This is a genomic window from Clostridiales bacterium, from assembly GCA_015243575.1.
GTDB lineage: Bacteria > Bacillota > Clostridia > Peptostreptococcales > Anaerovoracaceae > Anoxybacterium > Anoxybacterium hadale.
Genome location: CP042469.1, coordinates 4,923,136 through 4,941,017, shown reverse-complemented (window position 1 = coordinate 4,941,017; position 17,882 = coordinate 4,923,136). Strand labels below are relative to the sequence as shown.

The following is a 17,882-nucleotide window of genomic DNA, read 5'->3' as shown; positions in this document are numbered from 1 at the left end:
GTTTTTATTCTCCTTTCGATAAATAAACAAACTCATGGTCAATTAGCTTCACAGCACCTGTCATGTCGAGTGCCAGTGAGACTAAGGAAGGCGCAATGAAATCCGTCTTATACACAAAATCTCATAAAATCGTCATTTTTACTATAATAACGAATCACATCTAATAGTTCTTGGCTCGTTACTGACGGCTTCTGATGGACTGCATTCATAATCACTTCCTGAACAAGCTCTTCTCTAAAAAGCAAGCTCAAGTCGTTTTGATTCACAAAATCTGAATATAGTTCCTCGTCATCATCGTCGTCAATTTCAGGATAATCATCAAGATAACAGATGGTTTTGAGCGTTAATTCATTGGACTCTCAATCTCAATCCTCCGATGGACTAAAATCAATATATAATCTTGATGACGACCCACCGTTATTTTTTTTCAAATACCTCCGGTGTATCTCATTCTGGGCTAATTCTTATCTTCCTTTGCCTTGAGAATTTCAAGTGACTTTTTAAGTTCTCTTCGAACATCACCCTTTGCTTTACCGTTCATAATTGGCTCCAGCATTAAATAGGCATAGGAAGGTGGTAATCCCTTTGAAAATTCGGCAATGCTTTCATTAACAATGGAATCCACTCTCATTTCTAAAAGTTTCTTTCCCGTTGCAGCCAGTCTGCAATAATCCTCTTCAGATAATTCATCGAGTAAGTTATGCCTTACCATTGCAGTGCTTACTGCCTCGACTCCCTGAATAACAGCATCTACATAATCATCCTTCTTCAATGCTTGAATCCAGTCTTCTTCTCTTAATGCAATCGCTTCTAAAGCATTTATAATAAAATGAAGATCTTCTAGCAACATAGTAAAATGAGAAGAATACAGAAACATTAATCGAAACTTTATATGAGGGCTGACCTGCCTGTCAAAAAAGGCAGTCTGAACTGCGCTTGGCCCGCCTTCAAGTCGTATCAATAAGGATTGGAGGATCACCTTCTCACTTGAAGGGTTATTCAAATCTTCAAGCGGTAAGCTGCGTTCTTTTCGTTGTAAGATTGCAACAATCTCCGTTTCCTCAATACTAAATACGCTGTATATGGCATCAATTCTAGACCGTTTCTGCTCATAATAAAGCGCTTCTTCCAATCTAGGCAGATATTTGCCTGCTCTGGACGCGCCCATACCTGCGATGATTTTCACAGGTAATTCTTCCTTTTGCATAAAAGCAATTTCTAGCTGTTCATCGGTTACAATAGCCAAACAATTGTTCTCATTAAAAACCCGGTATTCCATCTTTTTCTCCCGCCTGACATTGAGATGACCTGAATAACTTGAAATAAAAAATGTTCAACTTTTTCTGTACCCCCTAATCCAAGAAGTGGAACATATCCGAAGCATTCATCAAAATCAGGGATTCCATATTTTTTCATCGCATCAGGATAGGGAAGCCAATCCATGGCAACCTTCAAGTAATAGTCATCAAAGATATCGTTCAGAAAGAATTTAAAATTTTTTGCAAGCACATTTACTTCATGTTTTCTGTAATTGAGCAACAACAAATATTGGTCTTCCCAAACCAGAAGATCACCCATGGCTGTTGTAAATAAGGGAATGGCCATTTCCATTGACAAAGTACAACACGGTTTTGCAAGGCAAATCTGCCCACTGACAGTATTGGCTGCTTATTCTTCCTCGTCGAGATTTTCCAGCTCCGTCAGCCAGAAACCACCTTCCAGGATCCGCGGGTCTATCCGTTCAAATTCCTCGGCAATCCATGTCTTTAACCGATCCGGAATGTTATTATCGAAAAAGGCGTCCTCACCATTTTCTTTCTGCGTTTCTTTAATAAACTGTGCATATGCAAGTAATGATTCCGCTAACTGGGGAATAGATGAGTTAATAAATGTCTCATATTCAAAATCCTCCTCGTGATCCAGATGCACGATGAACCCATTATTTAGACTCAGACACACGGGATCCCCCCAGCCGGTAAAGCCCATGTATCTGTAATTACCATATTCTTCAGGCAGTCCGTATTGTTCGCAAATAGATGGCAACCCTTCTACAAAGTTGAGCTCCGGTGCTGCACTATCCGGTAGTCCTGCTTCAATTAGAAATCTTTTTGCATCTTCATCGATATCAATATCGCAAAGAGACTCTGCACTGAGCTTTATGAGATCTTCCTCCCATATCAGCTTCCATTTACTTATAAATTCATTTGGTGTTATCATTTTATCGATCCCTTTCTCTGATTACTTTCGATCTATCTCTCATTGAAATCTATCATGAATTCCCTTTTTACGGGTATTGCACTCCTTATCTCCATTGCAACTAACTTTTCATCCATAAATTCGATTTCCTTTCTGCATTTTTTCGCATTAATTGGTTTTTGCCCATCAACTTCACAGTATTTTTAATGTTGCGTTATTCAACAAAAAGCATAATTCTAATATATATATCGACAGATACCCTAGTTTCTTTTGGAAAAAATTTCATTTCTATATAAAGAAATGGATTTGAAAGTTGCTCCAAAAATAAAAAGGGCTAAGAGCGGTTCAATGCCCTTAACCCACTTATTGATCAACCTTTTCGACCTTTGCAAATCAGGCATTTTTCATCTGATTAGCAAAGCGTGTGATATTGTCCTCAGCGATTCGCGACTGACTTACATTGGAGCCGGTTATCTTTTTTAGGATAAATCTCTCCATGAAATTCATCTTATCATAATTGCATTCGCCCCCGAAAGATTCCTTTGCAACAGCAACGGCCAGTAGTTCCTTGGGGAACGCGGACTCAAGCTGCTTCCGTGCATCGTCTCCGTCTGCTATTCCACAGATGAAAAGTCCCAACTTTTTATTTTTAAGGATATCGAGATTATCTGAACAGAAACGCATTGCTGGCTTTCGGATTTTCCCAGCATAGATCGAACCGCCGATGATGACCTTATCATATCCCAAGAGATCAATCGCTTCCAGGCGCTCCCTTGTATCCTGATGCTAAGTTTGCTGCAAAAAAATAGTAACATCTCCCAGCTACCATTTATTCTGAACTTTTTCAGCGAATCCCAGAAGATGTTTTATTTCAATCACTTCGCCGTCATCCAATACAGCTTTGCCGTCAAAATAACCAAATACCTGGTGTTGATCACTCATGAGAAATCCATACGAGGTATAAGCGGAACGATCTAAAATTGGTATAAAATTCGCCTCAAATCTACCATCTGAAGACGTAAAGTTCCAATGCTTTAAGTAGTCTGTTGAACCATCCGCCTTTACAGGTATGTTAAAACAAACTTCATCAAGTTTGTGAGTGCCGTTATAAAACAACATGTTTTCGGATGCTGCTGAAGTATCTCCAAAACCATACCCTAAGTTAAAACCAAATAGGTCGCCGTTCACCATTCCATTCGCAGCACTCCAGTACCAGATATTATTGTATGTCCAGACACCCCTTCCCCAGTCCAGAATACCAAAAGAGGTTTTGGGATTAAAATAATATTGTCGATCTTTATGCGTGACCGTACCCTGCGCATACATTCCAATCACCTTCTGATTATAGTAAAATGCCTTAGGTGCATCTTTAAACGGTGTTGCTATAACCATGCTGTCTTCCATCGCCTCAGAGAGAAATAAGTCAACAATTAACGGAAACTTATCCTCAAAATTCGGCAGATTCAGCAGAAGCCTCCTACCGCCTTCTTCATGAAGAAAACTGATTTCAACCTTCTTATTTTTAAATCTGATGTCACCTGCTCCGGGATTGGAAGGTAAAGCCATCCTGCCAAGAGGAAGCAGCACCATTGGGCTTACCGTATGTTCAGTCCGGGCATTGAAGTCTAAAAATGTAGCGCTGATCAAACCCATATAGGAATTATCTGCAACAGTAAGCGCTATCCCGAAATCGTTATTATAGACAAGATAATAATCCCATTCCTTAATTCTTAGTGCACCTGCTTTGATGGCTTTACGGTCATAAATTTTAATGGGCTGTGTTGCATATCCTGATTGGCTTAAACGACCTTTTGGATCAAGCAAGTTCCCTGTTTCAAGTTTTATTTGCTTCATTGCACCACCCCTCGTTCAGTTTTCATTAGGGATATCTTAGTTTACTTCAACAGTAAAATCTGTCATAAGCTGTACCTTATCCTGTTGTTCTTCATCCAGAGTAAAACTTGTGATGCCAGAAAAAGTATATTCACCTTTAGGCAGCTTTAGTGTCTTTTCAGAATAAAAATCTCTCCAAAAATCCGCATCTGGGTCATCTTCACTGAAGCCCCCACTTTTTGAAAAGGGAATGGTATATATTTCCCCCTTCTTCAGTTCAGTCTTCTTTAGCATATCCAGTGTAGCTCCGCCAGTGAAAACCTCTCCATTCTTATAAATCATATGATGAAAATAAGGTTCTCCAGACCATATGTCTATTCTGTCCTTTTGTCCAATATATTCGATTGTTGAGTACAGACTGATTTCCTCTGTTTCTTTATACTGCAGCTTTTTAATATAGGTGTTTACTAGAAAGTTCTCATCACTGGCTGTAAAGACATACCCCTCCAGTAACACAATCTTATGACTGCTGTTTATCTGGGCGGGATAGCTTTCTGCTATTGCACCACTGTAGAATATCTCTACGCTGCTGCCAGCTCCAATAGCTTCTGCTGTGATTGCAGCAGTCTTTCCTTTCAAACTCAACTGTGTATCTTCACCTATGAAAACCTCTATTTTATCTGCAGAAGCCAATTCAGCAGACCCTTCAACGGGTTCCACCAGCAAATAATTCTGTTTATTCTCAAGTACCACTCCAATAAATGAGGCACCCTTTTCGGGTCCTCTTCCGCATCCTGCTAAAAGTGATAATACTATCATTACACCCAGAATATAAATAATTGTGTTCTTCATCATAATATACATCCCCAGATACTCTTCTTTTTTATTTAGACGTGTCTGGTTTTATGTTTGTTCCCCTGGTATCGCTGCAATGAATCAATTTCATACCAAACAGAATCCGTATCGCATTATATCTCCGAACGAGATACTCATACATACCCATTATAGCGACTAAAGTGCAGACCACGATTATTAAATATTTTGCTGAATCAGAAATGGGCAAATTAACAATAAAAAAGCCAATTAGAAAGAGTACATTTTGATGCAAAATATAGAATGGCATAACTGCTTCACGGCTATATTCCAAGAACGGATTAGTGAAATCAAGTCGCTTCATAGCAAATCCAAGAATGGTAAAAAGTTCGAGCCAAACCAAAATATCTGGGTGGTTAGCAGGTCCCTTATGTAAAAAAACCGATCCACATATGACCACACAAGATAAACATGCCCAAATCCAGCGAGTTGCAATAATCTGTGATCTCAACTGCTGATGGGAAGAAATCAGATAACCGGCAAAGAAAAACCAGGCGTATTGTGCCATTCGCCAGCCCCCAATCACCAAACCTTCATTTGGAGCAACGTTTTGGATCATAACTGTAGGCACGAACAATAAAACCAGAAACCCGGGTATTGCCAGCAACTCACCGACTCGTCGTAAAAGTTTGCTGCCGGTTTCTCCTTTCAACCACCAAAATACAGGAATAAAAGCGATATTAAAGATAAATAAGAATAACAAATACCACAAATGCATTCCATGAAAGGCAAAATTTCCAGTACCGCCCGGGATGTAAACACCCTCAAAATAGTGTGGAATAAAGTCTATAAATGAACCATGGAATTGACCATGGGAGATTCGTTCAAGATAAACCTGCATTGCCGAAAAGCTAAAGACACCAACGATAAGCGGAACGAGCAGCCGCATAACTTTATCTCTGATAAATTCGACTGCCTTTGTCTTACTTACAGCATAGAAAACACTTTCCCCTGATATTAGGAAAATTAACGGCATCATCCACACAGCCATAAAATTCATTAAAGTAGGCTCGATCCAAGCGTAGGTAGTTGGATTTTTTACAGACCAGTCCCCATTATCGAAGAAGTGGACAGAGTGATATAGAAAGACACCAAGGATAGCAATAACTCGAAGCCAATCTAAGTCATTACGCCGAATCGGCTGATCATAATTTTCTTGCATGCTAATATTCTCCTATTTTTACTTTATCGTCTTGACCACTACTTTGCATTCATTTTGACTCCAAAGAGTTGCGATCACATTGTATTCAGCACTTTCATCCAGCCCCTTATCAAGCCTTCCATCGCATCAAGGCAATGGATATTGCATGGACTCCCGGTTCCCAGCTTCTTTGAAAGACCACAGAGCATACAGTTTGTCGCTGTTGCCACAAAGCCTTCATTATTTTCCTCCGTGCTCCAATTAGCACATCCAAAAATTTCCGGTAAGATTGAAAATACTTGTATCGGTCTTTGAATTCCAAGCTGGTCTGCACGCAATTTCCCCCCTGCCAGTTGCTCCTGTTTTTTATCAGCAGTTACCTTTGATAGAATCCCTTCCCTATCCAGCCTTAATACAGAATCCGCTAATGCCCCCGCATATATCATCTGCAGCATTTTAATTTTCTTCTCATGATCCATAATCCGTTTCTGCTCCTTTCATAGATTTGATAGTTTCATTAACAATTCAATTTCATTGTTGATATCTTCATCAGAAACCTCCTCATCCAACAGTATGATCTTTTCAATCACATTCTCCATTACCCTGACAAATAAGTTTGAAATATCATGCAAAATAGTTTTATTTTCTATATATTTCTCCAATATTTTTTTAGTCCGCTCCATACGACCGTTTTCCCATTCAATCAAGTCTTTCCTTACCTTTGATTCTCCGTCAAAGCCGAGCCAAACCTTAAGGGAAAGCTTATATACTGCTTTGTCATAGCTTGAGAGTTCTTTTCTTTGCTTTATTGCATTAAAATAAGTCTCTTGTATTGTTGCTCCAATTGTAACTTGTTCATTTAACCGTTCTATAAGCAGAACAAATTCGTTGTATGCTACTTCGTAGAATAAATCGGCTTTGTTCTTATAGTAATAATACAGCATTGGCAAGCTGCACTCTGAACGTTCAGCAATATCTCTCATAGATGTACCATGATAGCCTTTTTCTGAAAACAACCTTACAGATTCTATCAGTATTCTTTCCCTAAGTCCTTTATCTGTTTTATTCCGCATTCAAGTCTCACCTCATACTTATCTAACGTTCGTTAGATTTATATTAATACTTGTTATACAATTTTGTCAATCTGTATTTCTTTATAGTATCATTCAGCTTTCAAAAGTACATAGTTCTAGTTTTATCGAAGTCAAGCTATTTTAAAATGATTAGAGAGATTCTAACGTGTATACCAATATGAAAAGCTCCTGTTGTCTTGTACTGCTGCTACAGACAACAGGAGCTTGCTTCATCCTCTGGAATTAACCCTGAAACATCCGTTATTCATTAAAGTTTAGGCTGACAAGCTCCAAAAGTTCGTTCAGTGCCTCTTCTTCATCAATGCCATCCGCCGAAATCGTCACGTCCGCTCCTTTGGAGACACCCAGTGCCAATACTGCCATGATGGATTTCCCATTAATTCTCTTATCACCCTTCTGAAGCATAACCTCAGATTTGAATTTCGCTGCTGTCTTTACGAACAATGACGCCGGCCTGGCATGAAGCCCAGTGTCGTTGGTTATTGTAATCATCTTTGATATCATCTTTACATCCTCCTTACATATGCCCCCGATTGGTCCTCCAGCATCATCCTATGTGCCTTAAAGATTTGGGTCTTGCCCTCATTGAACGCCTGCCACCTCATCATGTGTTTTAAAATAGCTTTCCATTACCGCATGATTCTGGGGTGCCAGAAGATCGCGTCCCAAGTCTACTGTCAAGCGATAAATCAAAGCCTGGGCTGAGCTCATTAGTTCAAGGGCACTGAAGCACCCGCTCTTCAAGTCAAGTCTTAAATCCTGATCATGTGCAACTTGAGCACCAATTACAAACCCGTTCCCGATCACTTCTTCCATATAGCGGCCAAGTGCCAGCGCTTTGCTGTTTTCCCTTCCGCCATCGTTCAGAACGATCACGCAGTGATTTGAATCGTAGCCGTAGTTTGGTCCATGGAGACTTTCTTCCAGTTCGTAGCCGATCGACGGTTTTTGCAGAATCTCCCATGTTTTTAATGCAGCTTCGAGGGCCGCGCCGTAAATGGTATCGGCTCCCACGAAGATCAGACATTGAGAACGCAGCATGTTCCATTTGCTGTGTTCAGCCCACTCCAGTGTCTTTTCAATGATGCTTTCAATGCTGCTGGGAAGCTGCTGCGCTTGCCGGATCAGCGCATCATACTCCATACTTCCAACAGTGCCCTTTGCGAGACCGATCTCCAGACCAATTAGCATCTGGCACATCACGGAGGCACTGTATCCAATGGTACGCATTGGATATTCTTCATATCCGCAGCCCATATTCCAGTGAACGGGTGCTTCTTTTGCCAGCGGCGTATCCTGTGACTCTGTGATACCAAGGCAAGGATACCCAAGATCCTTCACGAGTTTCATCGCGCTGCGCGTTTCAATTGAGGTTCCCGTTTGGGAAGTAAATACGTAAAGAGCGTTCGGGTTGAGGCACTTTTTATTGTGGCAGAAATCATTTGGAACATAAACGGAAGCACGGATGCCGACATTCCTCTCAATAAAGCTACGCGCAGTGAGTGCCGAAGTACTTGATGTTCCTGAACCCACAAATATGATCTCATCAATTGTATCCTTCACATCAGCAATCCCGCTTAACAGACGGGATGCATTTGTTTTTCGATCTTCTATAATTCCATCAAGAATTTGAGGGATCCTCTTGATGCAGTCGAGCATTGTTACCATATAAGATTGTTTCCTTTCGTCTAAAAGGCACCGGTGGCCAAATATCCCTCCGATGCCTTTCCATTCTTTCTAAACTGTTAGAAGATTCCCGCAACCGTTCCAAGAACCCCGAATACAAGAAGCCCAAGCATAAGCCAGATCGGTTTCGCACCCTTGCTGATGCTCTTGTAGCAGAAAAAGGTAAGTAAAAGCGGAAGCAGTCCCGGTAAAATTGCATCAAATAAAGCCGTTTGTAGTTCCAGCTGATTTCCTTGTATATCCATGACCAGAGGAATATTAAACCTTACCATAGTGAAAGTCATGGCGCCTACCGTCATCAGCCCTATAATACCTGCCCCCTTGGTGATCTGTCCCATCACTCCGGTTTCGATTGCTTTGCGGATAAAGTTGGAACCGACCCCGTACCCAAGGTATGTGCCGTAATATCGCGGAATAAATGCAATCGCGTTGAAAAGAATCAGGTGAATAATTGCCCCCAGGATATTTCCGGTCATGGCCAGGGAAACGCCGATACCAAGTGTAATCACGCGAAGCGCACCCCAGAAGATGGAATCACCAATTCCTGCAAAAGGCCCCATCAAGCTGACCTTTACCGCATTGATGCTGGTTTTATCAAATTCGGGATCCGCAGCTGCCTCTTTCTCCATAGACGCAGACAAACCGGTAATAAACGAGCCCATGGTGGGGGTTGTATTAAATAGTTCAAAGTGACGCTTATATGCAGATTTTTGATCTTCTGGATTCTTCCAAAAGCGCTTGATGACAGGGATCATGGAATACACATATCCAAGGCCTTGCATCCGTTCATAGTTATATGTAGAACTCAGTGTCAGGGTACGCCAGAAGACCTTTTTGAGCATCTTTTTATCTTCATCGTTGAAATTATATTTTCCCTTAATCATTGAACAATTCCTCCTCTGCATTTTTCGCTATAGCAGGAGACTCCAGGCGAGCTCCTCTCTCCTCAAGAGCCAGGACAACAGCAACAATAATACCGAAAGCGGCAACTCCCATAATCGGCATTTTGAGATACGCTGCCAGCAGAAAACCTGCAAAATAGAACACTGCCATCTTTCTGGACCACATCATTCTTAAAAGCAGTGCAATACCCACCGCAGGAATCAGATCGGTAGCATAGTTGAGACCATGGGAAACATAATCAGGCAATATGGAGATCAGCTTTTCGGCAGGGCCGCTGCCAAGGGCCAATGCACTGAACGTGACAATTGCTTTTGGCAGACCTGAGAGAAACGCAATTAGGAAATGAAGCCATTCAATGCCCCTTGCGTTGCCTTTTTCACAAAACCGCTCTACCATTGGATTGAAGAAACCGTGAACGATATAGACCAGCAGCGTCAGGAAAGAACCTAGAGCTGCGATGGGAACCGCAAAGGTAAGAACAACTTCAACGCTTCTGTCCATTGAAATCGCAAGAGCGGTGCCGATAACAGCGCCAAGGGTAGAATCTGCCGGCAAGGTACCGCCGATTCCCATTGCACCCATAAATACAAGTTGAAGTGTGGCGCCTGCCACAATTCCCGTATTCAGATCACCCATAATAAGACCAATAATAGGACAAAGAACCAGTGGTGTGTTGACCATCGGATAGGCGAACCAAATTTCTACCCATTCTAAAATCAGAACAACCAGAGCAATTAATAAGATTTGCGTGATGGACATATTTTTTTCCTCCTCATTTATTAATAAGACTCTTAGCAGACCTTGGCGTATCGGAAGGAACCATTCGAAACTCTACTTCCTCTACCAGATCAACCAGTTCACTCAATGTTACAAGTTCCTCTTCGTTCACATATACGGCCGGAGCGATTAGCCGGGAGCCCTCCTTTTTTTTAATGCCCCCAATATTGATGCGTTGAATGCAGTCCGTTTTTTTTACCAGCCTTAGAGCATCCTCAATAGTACGGACAATTGCAAAAATAGAAATATCCTTTGACCTTGAGTCGTTGAGCAATTCGATTGCGCCATCAATGGAACGGATTGCCAGCTTCATATCTGCCGGTTTTGCCATTTTCAGTGCGATTTTTGCCATTTCATCTCCCATCACTTGATCATCTGCAATCAGGATAGAAGAGGCATTTACATTGCTGATCCAGGTAACCGCCACCTGACCATGAAGCAGTCGTGCGTCCACACGCAGTAGATTTACCACAGTGAATCCACCTCCTTTCTTGCTTTCATTGAAGCGACCAGTGCTTTATCGAAGCAAATGATATCGTTTTTTCCGGCTTCAAGAATACGGTCTATCCCATTCGGATCGTTCATATCCAGTGAGGATACACAAAGTTCCAATAGGAGACCGAGATTCATACCGGTGATGATTCTTATATCTTCTTTCACATTCAGCAACTGGAGCATTTCGCGATGAACACTTCCTCCTTTGATATCGCAGAGTATCAGAATTTCGTCATCGGCTGCATCGGTGACTTCCCTCTGTACTGCTTCCAAAAGCGCCTGCGATGTTTCATATCGATCCAGTCCATATGCATGGATACAGTGGTGATCGCCCAGAATCATTTTTGCTGCGCTGTGCATTCCTTCTGCAAGGCTTCCGTGAGATGCCAAGATGATTCGTCTCATATTTCGTTCTCTCCTCTTTTCTGATTTCTTGTACGTTGTTTGTTCTGCCGCTTTATAAAAAAGCAAGAAGCATGCCAACAAATAAACGTTGGCATGCTTCCGTGGGTTCTCTCTTACCGAAATGAGCATTTTAGCCATTTCGAGGCACTAGGTTATTTTGATTGACTGAGGGCACAAACATTGGTCAGAATCGTGTTTCGTCACTATTTTTAATCCCTTCGTCACTGATGTCCCGAAATCAGGCTCTATAGATATAGTCATACAGATAAGCAATTTCACTGACTGGAATGGCAACGCCATAGTTTTTCTCAACTTCCTGAAAGCTTGAAAGCGTCATCGAAATAAAGTCCTGATGATGCCGCTCGAAATCATCGAGATCCTTATGATTCACCGCATATTTTTCAGTAATCAAACGTTCAATCAGACAGCTTATATGAATATAGAGACCTAATATCACCGCATTTGTGAACTTCATATTGGTCCCCTGCTGCATTTTTGTGATGATCGTCTCAACAAATCCCATCAATTTTTCCGGGTTGAGAATCGTAAGCTGCGAAAGCAAGTTCTGCAGCGAAAAATTCTTGAGCAGATTGTTGTTGAAGGTCTGCAATTCTGCCTTGGACATAAAGATGCTCAACTGCTTATCGATATAATTCATATTCCGCTGTTCGAGAATATCTTCCAGTGCAAGAAACGGGTAGCCCGGAATTCCAGGGTCCTGCGTTCCCACAATAAAAAGGACATTATTTTTTTCGAAGACCGGCGAAAGCTTGCCGGAGGCAATCAGGCTATTGTAATTATAGGTAATTACCGAAACGTCAACCTTCGCCGGAAAGCTTTGTGTGAACAGCTGGGATATTTTCTCAGCTGTTGCAATCCCCGTTGCGCAGACAGAGAGGATCACATTGGGTTTCTTTCGGTTCTCCTGAAAAACGTATTCGTACTGAACCGGATCTGCACAGCAGCTTAAGAGAATATTTTTAACGGGCACATCCCGAATCATCATACTGCCCACGTTGAGAACCAGCTTCATTGACAGGTTGTTGATGAAGCCGAGATTCATATTATCCTCACAGGAAATATTCTTATAAATCTGTTCCAATGATCCCATATCCACAAGAACGATCACATCCTTTGCCCCTCGTAAATTGCGGAGATAATCGGTAAGCTTTGCCGCAACAATACCCGAATGCACCTCCATCGGCATATCGATGGCATTAAAAACATGCTGACCCAGCAGATGATTTCCCGTCGCGGCAATGCTGCTGGCGGTAGAGTATCCATGAGCAATAATAATCCCTACTGTACGGTTCCAGTTAACAAAGGGAGTAAAGGAATGAATACAAATATTCAGGTCAAGCAAAAACAGCGGGGGTATGACGCAGTTTAGCCCTGCTGCCAGCTGAGATGCAAACTCTTGTGTCATGCCGAAGGTCTCGCTGCTGTACCCCTTAAATTGATCAAGAATAGACCGTATCAGGACTTCGTTTTTCTTTGCAAGAGGAGTGCATATTGTAAAATTGTCAAGAAAATCATCCACCATGAGACAAAGATTTTCCAGATCGTGCTCCTGAATGACCGTACCCATTCGCTGAGAAAGATTCGCGCAAATCCCCTTGACGATGCCGTGGCAAAAAGCCGCGTACGGGTTTTGTCCTCGGTTCTTGGTTTCCTGATAAAGCTCATCAAAATACTGTTCCATACGCAGCTGGATCAACGAGAAAAACTTCTCCGGGTTTTCATCAACCTCCGCGATTGTTCCATTGCCTTGCAGAATATCCCGGTTCAACAGAAATAATTTTTGCTCCTGCTGTAATTCTGAGCGGATCTGATCCAAATCCAGCACGTTCTTTTTTAACATCTGAAGCTGCGGCGGAATCGTATAATGATCCTGTAAAATATAGTTCGGGAGATGACGCACCTGGATTTCCAGCGACTGATCCGGCTCTGCCGTAATAATTGCGTTAGCAACACAGATACTGATGCAATTTACGAGCTGTCCCACATTTTCAGGGAAGGAATAATTGAGGATCATCTGATGTGCTTCAAACCGTATGGTGATGTCGCGCCGGATGCGCACGGATTCGGCAGCAAGTTGATGGTACAAAAGCTCTTTCTTTTCTCGTAACGAGCGCTTTGCAAGGGAAGGCAGTATCGTCGTCATGGGAATTCTTCTGACAAGGGTTCTTAAAAGCGTTTGCGCGGGGTCTTCTGTTGTGGCAAGAATCAGCCTGACGTTTGCGGTATAGGATTTCTCGTTGTCTCCTACCATATGATAGCTTCTCTTATCCATAAAGTGGAACAGCTTTTCCTGGCATTCATTGGAAAGACAGTGTACCTCATCAAGGAACAAAACGCCGCCGTCCGCCAGAGAAAGCAGACCTTTTCGATCTCGTTCAGCTCCAGTATAAGCACCCCTTACATATCCGAATAGGTTCGTCAAAAAGAAATCAGGATTATCTGCATATTCAGAGCAATTGACCGCTACAAAACGGCCATCCGACCCAACAATGCCCTTTTGAACAGCATATTCATGCATGATTTGCGCGAGAAAACTTTTTCCCGTGCCGGTGGGGCCCCAAAGCAAAATCGGCAGGCCATTACCCGGATAGGAAATGGCTGCTTTGCATTGTTCCACATTGTACCTGAGACTTCCCTCTGAACCGATCAGTTTATCAAAAACTCCGGTCTCCGGCTGAAGTGAAAGAACCGCTGCATACAGCTCCTGCACAGAAGGATAGACAGGATCAAGAAGCGCTTCCCCCCGACCGCCCAGCAATGCCTGGCGATGAAAGAAGTAGACCGGACGCGTGTTCACTTTTACCAGCGTTCCCGCAGCGGCTTCCTCGTTGAGATATTGGCTCGCTAAAGTACGGCTGATACCAAGTAGCCCTGCAATGCTTCCCGCAGTATGATCTTCCAATTGGTTCCAATCCGTCCTGCTACTCAATGTTTCCAGATGCTTCAGTAATTGCATGTGCATTGAATCAGACATATACCCATCTCCTCATTTATCATTAACACCATCTAATTGGGGCGATCGCTTTCATGGAATTCTGTTTGATGCGATTCTGTTTTCAATCTTATAAAAGCCAGTATAGCAGATTATTATTTGCCTTGTAAACCTGATTTAAACCGGGAAATATGGGCTGGAAAGAAGGAAAAGGAACGCATTCCAAGAATAGGAAAAACGTTCCTTTCACATCATAATTCACAGCAGACTTAATTCGAAATCAAGGAATTCTGTTTCAGCCTTGCTCCTTAGTCCCATATCCAATCAATTCTACGAATCCAACAAAACAGTGTCGATATCAATATCATGGCCGATTGAAATGGCCTCTTCCATAATACTGACCGCCGAGCTCAAACCGATTCCAAAACGGTCCGCCCCTGCCTTATACATCTTCAGTAAGGTGTCCAGGGACCGTACCCCACCGGCAACCTTCAGTTTTGCCCGCCCGTCGATGGCTTGATACATAACCTGCACGTGATGCACTGTCGTAGGATCGCTGGAGAAGCCTGTGCCGGTCTTTACATAATCAGCTCCGGCTTCAATTGATAATTCACAGGCCTTTTCAATTTCTTCGTCTGTTAGAAGCATTGCCTCAATAATGACCTTTAAAGAAGAGCCCTTTGTAGCTTCGCGCACTGCTCTGATATCTGAAACAACTTCATCATATCTTTTGGATTTTAGCCAGCCCACATTCATAACCATATCCACTTCTGCCGGATTCATGGTCATAAACCATTCTGCCTGCTGAACCTTGGTGCGGGTTGCTTCCTGTCCTGACGGGAAGCCTAAGGAAGTGCCGAAGGCCGTATTGGTATTCTCTAAAAGACTGCTCAGCAGAGGATAATATCCCGGCCATGCAAAGCAGCACCCGAAATCATATTTTTTGCATGCATCCACTAATGCGCAGACATCTTCATAGGAGGTGTCCAGCTTTAAAACGCTGGGATCCATCATGTAAGCGATATCTTTTACTGTTAATGTCTGTTTTCTGTACTCTATCATTTCTGTCACCTTTCTTTCGCAAAACAATCTGTCACGGAGTTTTCATCCGATCAAGTATGCAATTCCGTCAATTTCCCGAAGGTCTTTCTTACGTCCCGAAACAGCTCTGTATACTGTCTGTTAAAGGCAACGCAACCCACCGGCTGCTGACGAATCATCAATTCTTCGCAGTTCATACACTGATTGCAGTATTTTATTTCGTCTTCCCTTCCTTCTTTCAGCTTCAGGGGGGTCAGCGGATCGGCAAAGGACTGTCTTCCCAGACCGATCATATCCATCATCCCATCCTCGATGCAGCGGCTGCCCATGGCAAACAGAGATGCTTTCTCCGGATCAACGGAAAGAAGCTTATTCTTCTTGCCTCTAAAGGACGAGAAATGCGATCCTATTACGACAGTTTCCTTTTTCAGATTCTGTTTCATGAGGTTGGCGAAGTAAAAATGCAGGTAAGATAAATAAGGCTCATCCTGAACGGCTTCCATGTAAGCCATGCTTGAATGAACATTTCCCAGAGATTCAACAAAGTATTGTGCTCCCCGTTCTTCAAGCCCTTTGATCAGGTCAATGGACTCGGTCATATCCATCAGGGGTGAGTCGGGTCCAGCGGATCCGCATCCGCCGGGGAAGCCTTCCCACATAGAAACCTTTGAGCCGATTAGGAAATCCTTATCGTAACCGGTGGCTTTCTTGATCCGCTCCATTAAATCATAAGCAAATCTGGAGCGATTCTCCCAGGAACCGCCGTACTTCCAGTTGCGGTCGTTATAGGGTCTTAAGATTTGGGATCCCAGATATCCATGACAGAATTTTAGATCGATTCCGTCGGCTCCGACGCTCTGCGTGATCTTTGCTGCCAGCTCAAACTGGTCTATGATGGAATCCACTTCTTCTTCCGTCAGCAGATCTCCCTCCAGCCCATGCATCTGTTTTACGGTAACTCTTCTTGAAAAGTCCGGCTCGCTGATTTCTCCGGAATGCGTCAGCTGGAATATAATCAGGACATTTGGATTGACTTCTTTTAATCGTTTGATAAATTTAGCCAGTGCCTTTTCATTCCTGGGCATAATCTCAAGCTGTGTCTTTCTTGCCCGGCTCTCATTGGTAACCGTAATGGCCTCGAGGTCAACCAACCCGAAACCTCCTTTGTAAAGATTCTCGTATCTGCTGTATGTAAGCTCTGTAGGATTTCCCTCAGCGTCTGAATCAACACACTCCATTGGCTGTGCAAAAAACCGGTTTTCACATGTTCTGTTGCCGATCATGATCGGCTGTAAAAGGGTGTCTTTATAACCCATTTCAAACCTCCACTCGTTTCAAGTCCGGCCCGGGTCCGAGCCTGGCTTCATGATGATTCTGCCTGCAAGCGCAGCGCTGATCTCATGATTTTCATCGGTATAATACAACCCTTTCCTTCACCTCAGGGCTGACCAATACTTTGATTAGCTTCGGATTTTCTCTGATTTCATTCAGAGCCTGCTCCAGCTCCTCCAGCGGAACGATCATAGAGATGAGAGGAGTAGGATCAACGCGGTTATAGTTCAGAAGCTGAATTGCATCTCCCCAGTCGTAGCCAATCCCCGCGCAGCTGCCGCTTACCTTCTTTTCCTCCAGCACAAACTGAACCGGTGCAAGCATGGCAAAATCATCATCGGCGCATATGCCAAAGGCTTCTACCTTGCCTCCTTTTCGGACCATTTTAAACGCCTGCTCATAAGTCTTTGCATTTCCTACTGCTTCAAGCACATAATCCGCTCCGACTCCATTGGTCAATCTCATTACCTCTTCCACAGGATCTGTTTCTTTCACGTTGATGGTATGATCTGCCACCATTTCCTTTGCCATAGCCAGCCGGTCAGGATTGGCATCAATCACAATCACAGGAGCCGCACCGCGGGCCTTTGCCAAAGCTGCGTGAATGATTCCAAGCCCGGCTCCTATGACAACAACACTTCGTGCCATTTTGCAGTCCATCTTGCGTGATGCGTTCAGACAAGCTGTCAGCGGCTCCACAAAGGCTGCCTTTTCATCCGAGACTTCATCCGGAACAAGATAAACATTCTTCCAGGGCACTTTCACATACTCAGCAAACCCTCCGTCCAGATGAATGCCGATTTGTTTGAAATCGCTGCAAAGAAGGGGCTCCCCAATCCGACAGTGATAACAGGTACCGCAGGGCTTACAGATATCTGCCGCAACACGGTCTCCGATTTTTAAACCTTGGGAATGTGCCCCCAGCGTTTCGATCGTTCCAAAGAATTCATGCCCTGTCGTCAACGGAATGCAAGCTACCTCTTCCGCATATTTTCCGGTGTAGGATCCCCAGTCGGATCCACAAATTCCACAGTATTTAACCTTAATCAAAACCTCGTCATCACTGATCTCCGGAATCGAAACTTCCTTCAATTCGAAATGATATGGTTTTGTTAGCACCTGTGCTCTCATCGTTTTCATAGAACCTCTCCTT

19 protein-coding genes are annotated in these 17,882 nt (G+C 43.1%); all 19 read right to left on the bottom strand.

Annotation, left to right across the window (positions count from 1 at the left end):
• Positions 1-457: 457 nt before the first annotated feature.
• Entirely contained in the window at positions 458-1,279 is an 822-nt protein-coding gene (locus tag FRZ06_21650; protein QOX65768.1) for a hypothetical protein, read from the bottom strand.
• A complete protein-coding gene (locus FRZ06_21645) occupies positions 1,234-1,611 on the bottom strand; it encodes a DUF1851 domain-containing protein (protein QOX66042.1) in 378 nt (125 codons plus the stop codon). The genes FRZ06_21650 and FRZ06_21645 overlap by 46 nt, the downstream gene beginning before the upstream one ends.
• Positions 1,612-1,668: 57 nt before the next feature.
• Entirely contained in the window at positions 1,669-2,217 is a 549-nt protein-coding gene (locus tag FRZ06_21640; protein QOX65767.1) for a hypothetical protein, read from the bottom strand.
• A gap of 372 nt (positions 2,218-2,589) precedes the next feature.
• Positions 2,590-2,961 (bottom strand): flavodoxin, encoded by a 372-nt coding sequence (locus tag FRZ06_21635; protein ID QOX65766.1) that lies wholly within the window; start codon positions 2,959-2,961, stop codon positions 2,590-2,592.
• 57 nt (positions 2,962-3,018) lie between these two features.
• Positions 3,019-4,050, bottom strand: a complete 1,032-nt coding sequence (locus FRZ06_21630; GenBank protein ID QOX65765.1) for a DUF2804 domain-containing protein — start codon at positions 4,048-4,050, stop codon at positions 3,019-3,021.
• A 36-nt stretch (positions 4,051-4,086) separates the two neighbouring features.
• Positions 4,087-4,893, bottom strand: coding sequence for a hypothetical protein (locus FRZ06_21625; GenBank protein QOX65764.1), 807 nt, complete (start codon positions 4,891-4,893; stop codon positions 4,087-4,089).
• 19 nt (positions 4,894-4,912) lie between these two features.
• Positions 4,913-6,064 carry an acyltransferase gene (locus FRZ06_21620; GenBank protein ID QOX65763.1) on the bottom strand — a complete coding sequence of 384 codons (1,152 nt, stop codon included), beginning with the start codon at positions 6,062-6,064 and terminating at the stop codon, positions 4,913-4,915.
• 74 nt (positions 6,065-6,138) lie between these two features.
• On the bottom strand, positions 6,139-6,522 hold the full coding sequence (locus tag FRZ06_21615; protein ID QOX65762.1) for a hypothetical protein: 384 nt from the start codon (positions 6,520-6,522) through the stop codon (positions 6,139-6,141).
• 18 nt (positions 6,523-6,540) lie between these two features.
• Positions 6,541-7,116, bottom strand: a complete 576-nt coding sequence (locus FRZ06_21610; protein QOX65761.1) for a TetR/AcrR family transcriptional regulator — start codon at positions 7,114-7,116, stop codon at positions 6,541-6,543.
• Between the two features lie 261 nt (positions 7,117-7,377).
• Positions 7,378-7,641 carry an HPr family phosphocarrier protein gene (locus tag FRZ06_21605; GenBank protein QOX65760.1) on the bottom strand — a complete coding sequence of 88 codons (264 nt, stop codon included), beginning with the start codon at positions 7,639-7,641 and terminating at the stop codon, positions 7,378-7,380.
• 78 nt (positions 7,642-7,719) lie between these two features.
• Positions 7,720-8,805: an SIS domain-containing protein gene (locus tag FRZ06_21600; protein ID QOX65759.1), complete on the bottom strand. Its 1,086-nt coding sequence runs from the start codon at positions 8,803-8,805 to the stop codon at positions 7,720-7,722.
• A gap of 77 nt (positions 8,806-8,882) precedes the next feature.
• On the bottom strand, positions 8,883-9,707 hold the full coding sequence (locus FRZ06_21595) for a PTS system mannose/fructose/sorbose family transporter subunit IID (protein QOX65758.1): 825 nt from the start codon (positions 9,705-9,707) through the stop codon (positions 8,883-8,885).
• Positions 9,700-10,485, bottom strand: a complete 786-nt coding sequence (locus FRZ06_21590) for a PTS sugar transporter subunit IIC (protein ID QOX65757.1) — start codon at positions 10,483-10,485, stop codon at positions 9,700-9,702. Before FRZ06_21590 ends, FRZ06_21595 begins: the two co-directional genes overlap by 8 nt.
• A gap of 13 nt (positions 10,486-10,498) precedes the next feature.
• The gene (locus FRZ06_21585; protein ID QOX65756.1) at positions 10,499-10,975 is read right to left on the bottom strand and encodes a PTS sugar transporter subunit IIB; all 477 of its coding nucleotides are present in this window, start codon (positions 10,973-10,975) and stop codon (positions 10,499-10,501) included.
• Positions 10,969-11,541, bottom strand: a complete 573-nt coding sequence (locus tag FRZ06_21580; GenBank protein QOX65755.1) for a PTS sugar transporter subunit IIA — start codon at positions 11,539-11,541, stop codon at positions 10,969-10,971. The genes FRZ06_21585 and FRZ06_21580 overlap by 7 nt, the downstream gene beginning before the upstream one ends.
• Positions 11,542-11,641: 100 nt before the next feature.
• The gene (locus FRZ06_21575; protein QOX65754.1) at positions 11,642-14,398 is read right to left on the bottom strand and encodes a PRD domain-containing protein; all 2,757 of its coding nucleotides are present in this window, start codon (positions 14,396-14,398) and stop codon (positions 11,642-11,644) included.
• A 288-nt stretch (positions 14,399-14,686) separates the two neighbouring features.
• Positions 14,687-15,418, bottom strand: a complete 732-nt coding sequence (deoC, locus tag FRZ06_21570) for a deoxyribose-phosphate aldolase (protein ID QOX65753.1) — start codon at positions 15,416-15,418, stop codon at positions 14,687-14,689.
• Positions 15,419-15,468: 50 nt separating this feature from the next.
• Positions 15,469-16,713, bottom strand: coding sequence for a 2,4-dienoyl-CoA reductase (locus tag FRZ06_21565; GenBank protein QOX65752.1), 1,245 nt, complete (start codon positions 16,711-16,713; stop codon positions 15,469-15,471).
• 91 nt (positions 16,714-16,804) lie between these two features.
• Positions 16,805-17,869 (bottom strand): zinc-binding dehydrogenase, encoded by a 1,065-nt coding sequence (locus FRZ06_21560; protein ID QOX65751.1) that lies wholly within the window; start codon positions 17,867-17,869, stop codon positions 16,805-16,807.
• Positions 17,870-17,882: the final 13 nt, after the last annotated feature.